Genomic DNA, 3,346 nt, shown 5'->3' with positions numbered 1-3,346 from the left:
ACGCCCTTATCCCTGCGGGGCTAGTACGTAAAAAAAATGACATACCGAGTAATTGGTATGTCATTTCTTTCTTAATTCGCATTATACGCTTTTTATGTTACGGGCTATCTCTTCAAAGCGATTCTCTTTCCTGTCATGTACGCAGCAAGCTGCGACAATGAGAAAGTCTTTCGCCCACCCTTTGCGCGTTCTAGGCCGTTGGCAAACCACTCAACATAAACACGAATATAATGCGCACTAAGGTATTAGGCATCGGCCGTTGTCTGCTTGAGTTCTTGAGCTTTAATCTCTGGATATAACCGCATTAAGCTTAACATCCCTTGAAGCTTTTCAATCTCATCATTCATGTGTTCATGTAAATTTGATGCAATTTCCTTTGGGCAATCGCCAGTCCCTAAGAACATCGAGATATTTGAAATTTCATTAAGCTTAGATTCTAAATCAGTTAACGTGTATTCTTTGATAGTCATAATCAACTCTCCAGTAGTTGGTTGTGGTGAAAGCCCGTAGCTGTCCAACCAGTTACGGGCTTAATTCTATTCAGTGATTAGTGGCTTAGAGTCTGTAATCTCTCGTAAAGATGAACAACAATTTGGGCACTCAATATGAGTCAAATATGCGGTAACAGTCACTTCATCTTGAAAAAATGGCTTATAGCAAGACGTACATTGATACGCTGGATCATCTTCGCGGCTAACCATAGCGACGCCGCCTTTATATGGGATAGCTCTCTTAGGAAGGTTCAAAATCATAGTTCGGCCTCCATAGGAGAAATAAGTAAACCAAATCGCTTTAATTCAAGGCCACCGAAGTTATTAACAACATAACTAGAACTATGAACTGTGTAATCTCCTGCGACATATGGCGGTTGTCCTTCATCTAAAGATAACTTCATCTCTACGGGAAATTTACCACCCAAATATGCATATGCTGTTTGTTCGTAAATAGTTCTAGGCGCTTTCCCTTCTCTACCAGGAATGGTTCGAGTAATGAGTCTTTCATCCTCTTTAAAAATTTCAATTTTCAACATGTTAATGCCCTTATTAAAGTTGATTTAAGCGACTGCTCTGAAAGGTAAAATGTTTGACTGGGTAACTTGTGGCATTTGATACCAGTCTGGGACTGGCAATGGAGCAACCTCAATGACCTCTGAACGCTTCAATGTAGGACACATCCGAGAAACATCGAAAGGACGAGAGATATCGATACCAATTTGCTTTAGGCGAGCTTTATGTTGATAAAATTGACTGTCTTTTAGGATGTCTCTTAAATCAGTACCATGCTGCCACATTGTGAAATAACTCATTGTTGTATTGGCCTGTCGTAAAGTGTCTACAGCACCAGAAGATAGTAATTGGTGTGCAATAGATTGGTGCTCATCATGTGTTGCGTGCAGTGTGTTCATAGCGTTCTCGATATCATTCAAATGTGCATAAAAGTCTTGTTCGTCTACTAAGCCGTAAAATTGTAAATTATGTCTTTTCAATAACTTCTGTCTTAAGCTGTGCTCTTCTCGTACTACGCCTTGCTCTTCACAATATGAAATTAGCTGATTGATATAATTAAGTTGCTCTGTTGTAACTCCTTTCTTTTTGCGCTTGTCTTTTTTTAAATGCTCTTTTAATTCAAATGCCTTGCAGTAAAGCTTATCCATCATCCATTCAGAAGCTTCACCCCAGTTACAAGTCATGCCATTTGGATAAAGCTTTGGTTCACGCCCGCGACCAATTTGCACCGAAGACATTCCTCGAATAAATGAAGCTTCGCGCCCTCGCCCCACCATGTGATTACGAGTCCAGTCAATAAGCGTAATCTCAGCACCATCACCAACAAGGCAAGAAGATTTTCTTTCAGCCGTTTGGCGATGATGGAGACGAGTGTTTTTAGTAAACGGAGGTAAATCATATTTTGCTAATATGTGGTTATAGATGGATACACATTCATCAAGTGTTTTTAAACCAAATAAATTATCCATACGCTGCCATCTCGAAGGGTTTCCTTCAACACGGACGCGATTGCCATTACAGCGAATAGTTAATTTTGTGCTGTAAGAGCCTTCTAGAATTTTCTGATTCACACTTGGAGGGAGCTTCTCACCACTTTCCATATCAACACGCTCAATAACATGCGTGCCAACCAAAGGAAGTCCGCCTTCTGGGTGATCTTGTTGCATGAAAAGTTGGTCAATAAAGTACAAGTGAAAACCCTGTCAATAGTCTTATGGAATAAAAATGACTAATCCCATAGAATCAATTTATCCTGAGCGATAAATATATAGGGTTAAAATTGAGTTCACAAGATAAAAAATGCGATTTTATTATGTCTATAGGCGAAAACTTAAAAAGATTACGACGTGACAAAGGCTGGACTCAAGGAGACCTGGCTAACAAGTGTGGTATAAGATTTGGTCAAATTTCAAAAATCGAAAGAAATGAAACAGACCCCAAGTTAAGTACCATATACGCGCTAACACGAGCACTAAACTGCACACCCAATGCACTACTAATGGATATGGAAGAGACAAGCATTGACGCAATAATGTCAGTTGCTCTTGAAAGGATCCAAGGTCTGCCAGATGAGGACAAAGATCATCTATTGGCAGTGATCGATAAATACTGTATTGCTAAGAGCTTACAGCATCTCATCGAGCACAATACTCTTTTAGGAATATCCATTTTTGAAGGTAAAACGGAAGAAATGAAAAAGGCAAAATAGTCCGGAATTCCGGAGTTAGTTCGGGTGTAACAGGAACCCGAACCGCTTCGCGGTAGGTTTTGGCCATGAAATAAATGAAAGCTAAGTAGAGAGAGCGCACACCGTGGCGCTCTCGCTTCCTCCCCGCTTTGCGCTCCCTCTCTCTTCTCCTCTGTTCCTTATCGTCGTCCTAGCCCGTCCTCCTCATCGTCACATCGTCGTCGAAATGGAAGTTTTAGAGCGTTCCAGTGGGATTAAACGCCTTTGGTGCTGAAAGGCTCTGCAAGGCTGATTCTGGCAGGATGAAGGGATGTTTTGCGGTTTCATTGAGGGGAGCTACGGGAACAAGTTCCCTACTTTTCGGGCGTTTAGACGAGTCATTCCCTAAGAACTGAAGTGGACGCCCTTATCCCTGCGGGGCTAGTACGTAAAAAAAATGACATACCGAGTAATTGGTATGTCATTTCTTTCTTAATTCGCATTATACGCTTTTTATGTTACGGGCTATCTCTTCAAAGCGATTCTCTTTCCTGTCATGTACGCAGCAAGCTGCGACAATGAGAAAGTCTTTCGCCCACCCTTTGCGCGTTCTAGGCCGTTGGCAAACCACTCAACATAAACACGAATATAATGCGCACTAAGGTATTAGGCA

4 protein-coding genes are annotated in these 3,346 nt (G+C 41.3%); 1 reads left to right on the top strand and 3 read right to left on the bottom strand.

Annotated features, from left to right (window positions below; all coding sequences use genetic code 11):
- Positions 1-245 precede the first annotated feature (245 nt).
- From CAG69_RS18845 to CAG69_RS18835, 3 genes are all read right to left on the bottom strand, one after another.
- Positions 246-470, bottom strand: a complete 225-nt coding sequence (locus CAG69_RS18845) for an RstC protein (protein ID WP_161445640.1) — start codon at positions 468-470, stop codon at positions 246-248.
- Between the two features lie 278 nt (positions 471-748).
- The gene (locus CAG69_RS18840) at positions 749-1,030 is read right to left on the bottom strand and encodes a single-stranded DNA-binding protein (protein ID WP_062887419.1); all 282 of its coding nucleotides are present in this window, start codon (positions 1,028-1,030) and stop codon (positions 749-751) included.
- 24 nt (positions 1,031-1,054) lie between these two features.
- Positions 1,055-2,197, bottom strand: a complete 1,143-nt coding sequence (locus CAG69_RS18835; protein WP_062887417.1) for a phage/plasmid replication protein, II/X family — start codon at positions 2,195-2,197, stop codon at positions 1,055-1,057.
- A gap of 89 nt (positions 2,198-2,286) precedes the next feature.
- Between CAG69_RS18835 and CAG69_RS18830 the strand changes: the two genes are divergently transcribed.
- Positions 2,287-2,715, top strand: coding sequence for a helix-turn-helix domain-containing protein (locus tag CAG69_RS18830; RefSeq protein WP_139046062.1), 429 nt, complete (start codon positions 2,287-2,289; stop codon positions 2,713-2,715).
- Positions 2,716-3,346: the final 631 nt, after the last annotated feature.

Source organism: Vibrio sp. V43_P6S15P86, assembly GCF_009904725.1.
Classification (GTDB): Bacteria; Pseudomonadota; Gammaproteobacteria; order Enterobacterales; family Vibrionaceae; genus Vibrio; species Vibrio diabolicus.
Note: the sequence above shows the minus strand (reverse complement) of the source record. Positions and strands in the feature narration are given on the sequence as shown.

Bases quoted from the DNA above. Each gene is read 5' to 3' on its own strand.
- CAG69_RS18840 (WP_062887419.1), bottom strand. From the start codon at position 1,030: ATGTTGAAAATTGAAATTTTTAAAGAGGATGAAAGACTCATTACTCGA.
- CAG69_RS18845 (WP_161445640.1), bottom strand. From the start codon at position 470: ATGACTATCAAAGAATACACGTTAACTGATTTAGAATCTAAGCTTAAT.